The 4,392-nt window shown below is 64.0% G+C and carries 4 protein-coding genes and 1 pseudogene; 1 reads left to right on the top strand and 4 read right to left on the bottom strand.

The genetic code is table 11. The features are described 5' to 3' along the window. Window positions 1–462, bottom strand: a pseudogene (locus EOA60_RS20575) (hypothetical protein); the annotation flags it as partial. Between the two features lie 248 nt (window positions 463–710). Here EOA60_RS20575 and EOA60_RS20570 point away from each other — a divergent pair. Then, window positions 711–1,712 carry a KpsF/GutQ family sugar-phosphate isomerase gene (locus EOA60_RS20570; RefSeq protein WP_067327031.1) on the top strand — a complete coding sequence of 334 codons (1,002 nt, stop codon included), beginning with the start codon at window positions 711–713 and terminating at the stop codon, window positions 1,710–1,712. Between the two features lie 66 nt (window positions 1,713–1,778). Here the strand turns inward: EOA60_RS20570 and EOA60_RS20565 are convergent, their stop codons facing one another. The 3 genes from EOA60_RS20565 to hemH form a co-directional block, all read right to left on the bottom strand. Continuing rightward, window positions 1,779–2,243, bottom strand: a complete 465-nt coding sequence (locus EOA60_RS20565; RefSeq protein ID WP_127335297.1) for an NfeD family protein — start codon at window positions 2,241–2,243, stop codon at window positions 1,779–1,781. A gap of 28 nt (window positions 2,244–2,271) precedes the next feature. Beyond that, a complete protein-coding gene (locus EOA60_RS20560) occupies window positions 2,272–3,222 on the bottom strand; it encodes an SPFH domain-containing protein (RefSeq protein ID WP_095823424.1) in 951 nt (316 codons plus the stop codon). Window positions 3,223–3,354: 132 nt separating this feature from the next. After that, window positions 3,355–4,392, bottom strand: a 1,038-nt coding sequence (gene hemH / locus EOA60_RS20555; protein ID WP_128311802.1) for a ferrochelatase, incomplete at its 5' end; no start/stop codon positions are given.

Below are 4,392 nucleotides of genomic sequence, written 5' to 3'. Positions count from 1 at the left end.
GTCATCCTCGGTGGCCGCCGTTTCGGCCGGATCGCCGGTGGCGGCCTTGGCCGTGCTGTCGGCCGTCTGGCCAGGCTTCTTCTTGGCGTTTTTCTTGTCGGCCGCCTTGGCATCGCTTTTCGCGTTGGCACCCGCCGAGCCCTGCCTGGCAGTCGAAGGCCGGCGTGGCGCGGCCACTGTCTGATTGTCGGCGAAGGGGTCGTCGGTGGCTTGCGGCTGGTCGAATATGCTGCCCGCCGCGCCCCCGGTCTGGTCGTCGTCGGGCACCGCGCCTGGACTTGCTGGTTCATAAGGGTTGGCGGTCGTCTGGTCCTCAGCCATTTGGGTCGCCGGAACCGCTTGATCCAGCGATCCCTGCGCGCGCAATTGTCTCGCCTTGCGTTGCTGGTCGGCCAGGATTGCCGATTCGGAGACCTCGCCGCGCAACTCGGTTTCCTGCGAAAATGCCGGCACGGTGCGCATCAAGGCGCCAATGCTTGCCGTCAGCAAAAGCGCTGCAACGGCAATGCACTTCCGGCCCTTTTTCGTATCTGGCTCGCCCCCGGACATCATCACCACTGCTTGCGCGGCGCAGGCGCGCCATACTTACCGGACCGTAAATGCGGATGGTTAACGGAGGGTTGAAACAGGCCAAGGGCCCTTGTCCGCGACGCACGCGAGACGGGAATTCCGTTGGACAGGCGGGCGACATGGCGCTAATGGCATCTGCCATGCACGCGGGGTCCTCAGAAAGAAAGCAGCCGGACAGGCAGGCAGCGATTGAATCGGCGCTGAGAACGGTGGCGACGGAGCAGGCCGGCATGGCCGCGCTTGCAGCCGCTCTCGGCAACGGCTTGTCCGAACCGTTCGCTGCCGCAGTGGATGCCATCGCGCGTATCGAGGGCCGCGTCATCGTCACCGGCGTCGGCAAGAGCGGGCATATCGGCTCAAAGATCGCGGCGACGCTCGCCTCGACCGGCACGCCTGCCTTCTTCGTCCATCCGGCCGAGGCCAATCACGGCGATCTCGGCATGATCGCCAGGGACGACGCCATCATCGCCATGTCTTGGTCGGGCGAGAGCAAGGAACTGATGGGCATCGTCGCCTATTCCAGACGCTTTTCGATCCCGCTGATCGCCATCACCTCGGGCGAGAATTCGGCGCTGGCGCGCGCCGCCGACGTCGTGCTGTTGCTGCCGGCCGCGCCGGAGGCCTGTCCCCACGGGCTGGCGCCGACGACATCGGCGCTGCTGCAGCTGGTCATGGGCGACGCGCTGGCGATCGCGCTGCTCGAGGCGCGCGGCTTCACGCCGGACCATTTCCGCACCTTCCATCCCGGCGGTCAGCTCGGCGCCAATCTGATGCAACTGCGCGAGATCATGCATGTCGGCGAGCGGCTGCCGCTGGTGCCGTCGGGCACGGGAATGCGCGAAGCGATCGTCGAACTGTCGCGCAAGGGTTTTGGCTGCGTGGCGATCACCGGCGCCGACGGTGCGCTGATCGGCATCATCACCGATGGCGACATCCGCCGCCACATTGCCGATGATCTTCTGTCGATGAACGTCGATGAGGTGATGACAAAGAAGCCGAAGACGGCTGCCCCCGACACGCTGGTGGCGACGGCGCTGCAGACGATCAATACGTCGGCCATCACCAGCCTGATGGTGGTCGAGGCCGATCGCCCCGTGGGGCTGGTGCATCTGCACGATCTGCTGCGCATCGGCGCCGCCTGAGATGGGCGAGACTCAGGACACGCAGGCCTGATTCCCAAACGGCTTCAGAATAGGAAACCCGCAAACTCAGACGGCCTCCACCGTCAGCTCCAGATCGGTGTCGGCGGCGCCGGTCACACGCACCTGGGTGCCGACGGGCAGGTCCGGGCCGGAGACACGCCACAGCGTGTCGCCGAGGCGGATGCGGCCGCGGCCATTCTTGATGGGCTCGGCCAATGTCGCCGTGCGGCCGACCATCTGAGCGCCGCGGCGGTTGAGCAGCGGCTGGTCCGCATTGACGGCACGATCGCCCACCAGCTTCTTGCCGACGAAGGCTGAGACCAGAGAGAGCACGAGGAAGGCGAGCACCTGGAGCTGCCAGGTCCAGAAGGCAGCGTCCCAAATCAGCAGCGATACCGCGCCGATGATCAGCGCGGCGATGCCGATCCACAGCATGAACACGCCGGGCGCCACGATTTTCATCACCAGCAGCACGAAGCCGAGGACCATCCAGTTCCACGGCCCGAGTTCCGAGACGATGCGATCGATCATTGACGTTCTCCCACCCAGATGGCGTGACTCAGTTGTCCGACGGTCGCACGAGCGGCGTGCGCGCCCCCTGACGTTGCGGGCCGGAAGGGCCGTCGGCCTTGAACACTTCGCGGGCGATCTCGCCGATGCCGCCGAGCGAACCGATCAGCGATGAGGCTTCGAACGGCATGAGCACGATCTTGTTGTTGCTGGACGAGCCGATCCTGGCCAGCGCCTCGGTGTATTTCTGCGCGATGAAGTAGTTGATCGCCTGCACGTCGCCCTTGGCGATGGCTTCCGACACCACCTGGGTCGCCTTGGCCTCCGCCTCGGCGGAACGCTCGCGCGCCTCGGCATCGCGGAAAGCGGCTTCCCTGCGGCCTTCGGCCTCGAGGATCTGCGACTGCTTCATGCCTTCGGCGGCCAGGATCTGGGCGCGCTTGTCGCGCTCGGCGATCATCTGGCGGCTCATCGAATCCACCAGATTGGCCGGCGGGTTGATGTCCTTGATCTCGACGCGGGTGATCTTGATGCCCCACGGGTGCGCGGCCTCATCGACGACGCGCAGCAGCCGTTCGTTGATCGCATCGCGGTTGGACAGCAATTCGTCGAGATCCATCGAGCCCATGACGGTACGGATGTTGGTCATGGTGAGGTTGAGGATGGCGTTCTGCAGCCCGGAGACCTGATAGGCGGCCTGCGGGGCATTCAGCACCTGGTAGAAGGCGACGCCGTCGACGCCCACGATTGCATTGTCGCGGGTGATGATCTCCTGCGTCGGGACATCGAGCACCTGCTCCATCATGTTCATCTTGGCGCCTACACGCTCGAAGATCGGGTTGATGATGTTCAGGCCGGGCGTCAGCGTCTTGGTGTAGCGGCCGAAACGCTCCACCGTGTAGTTGTAGCCCTGCGGCACCGTTCTGATGCCTTTGAAAAGAAGGATGAAGACGAGGAATACAAGAACAATGATGGCAATATCGAAACCGCTAAACCCCATTTCGTTTCTCCCTCAAAAGGCGGCGACCTCGCGGAATCACTTAAGTGTGTTTCCGAAGCGTTACAATCAGGTGATCGCGAATATTGGTTAGCGAAGGCTGTGCGAACCGGTTTCGCCGCCTAATATCGGACGTCAGACCCAGCCTGACAGTTCCCGCCGCACCAGCGCCTCGATCACTGCCATGCCCTCGGCGCTGTCGTTGAGGCAAGGGATGTGGGCGAAGTTCTTGCCGCCGGCATGGTGGAATGTCTCGGCGGCCTCGCGGCCGATTTCGTCCAGCGTCTCGATACAGTCGACGGAAAAACCCGGATTGACGACCGCGATCGATTTGACGCCGTCCTTCGCCAGCTTCTCGATAGTGACGTCGGTGTAGGGCTGCAGCCATTCCTGGGCGCCGAAGCGCGACTGGAAGGTGGTGATGAGCTTCTTCTCGTCCCAGCCGAGCCTTGCCCTGAGCAGCCTCGTCGTCTCGAGGCAATGCGCCTGGTAAGGGTCACCCTTGTCGGAATAGGGTTTTGGGATGCCGTGGTAGGAGGTGATCACCACCTCCGGCGCGAAATCGAGCGTCGCCAGGTTTTTCTCGATCGAACGGGCGAGGGCGTCGATATAGACCGGCTCGTCATAATAGGGCGGCACACTGCGGATCGCCGGCGCTTGCCTGATCTTCATCAGCGCCCGGAACAGCTGGTCGTTCGCCGTCGCCGTGGTCGTCGCCGAATATTGCGGATAGAGCGGAAAAGTGAGGATGCGCTCGCAGCCCTGCTCGACCAGCCGGCGGACGACGCTGCCGGTCGAGGGATTGCCGTAGCGCATGGCCCAGTCGACCTCGACGGTTGGCAAGTCAGCAAGCGCAACGGCGAGCTTCTCCGCCTGCGAGCGGGTGAAGGTGCGCAACGGCGACTCGTTCTTCTCCCGGTTCCAGATCCTGGCGTAGTTGGCGCCGGACTTTTTCGGCCGCGTTGTGAGAACCAGCCCGTAGAGGATCGGATACCAGATCGCCTTGTTGAGCTCGATGACGCGCGGATCGGAGAGGAACTCTCTGAGATAGCGCCACATCGGCTTGAAATCGGTGCCGTCGGGCGTGCCGAGATTGATCAGCATGATGCCGATCTTGCCCGCTTTCACCGGCGCGGCACCCGCCGGCGCCGGACCGGCGGTCTTGGCGGCTTT

The organism is Mesorhizobium sp. M1A.F.Ca.IN.020.06.1.1 (assembly GCF_004023265.1).
In the GTDB taxonomy this organism is placed as follows: domain Bacteria; phylum Pseudomonadota; class Alphaproteobacteria; order Rhizobiales; family Rhizobiaceae; genus Mesorhizobium.
This window is presented reverse-complemented; position numbering and strand designations above follow the sequence as displayed.

Bases quoted from the DNA above. Each gene is read 5' to 3' on its own strand.
- EOA60_RS20570 (WP_067327031.1), top strand. From the start codon at position 711: ATGCACGCGGGGTCCTCAGAAAGAAAGCAGCCGGACAGGCAGGCAGCG.
- EOA60_RS20560 (WP_095823424.1), bottom strand. From the start codon at position 3,222: ATGGGGTTTAGCGGTTTCGATATTGCCATCATTGTTCTTGTATTCCTC.
- EOA60_RS20565 (WP_127335297.1), bottom strand. From the start codon at position 2,243: ATGATCGATCGCATCGTCTCGGAACTCGGGCCGTGGAACTGGATGGTC.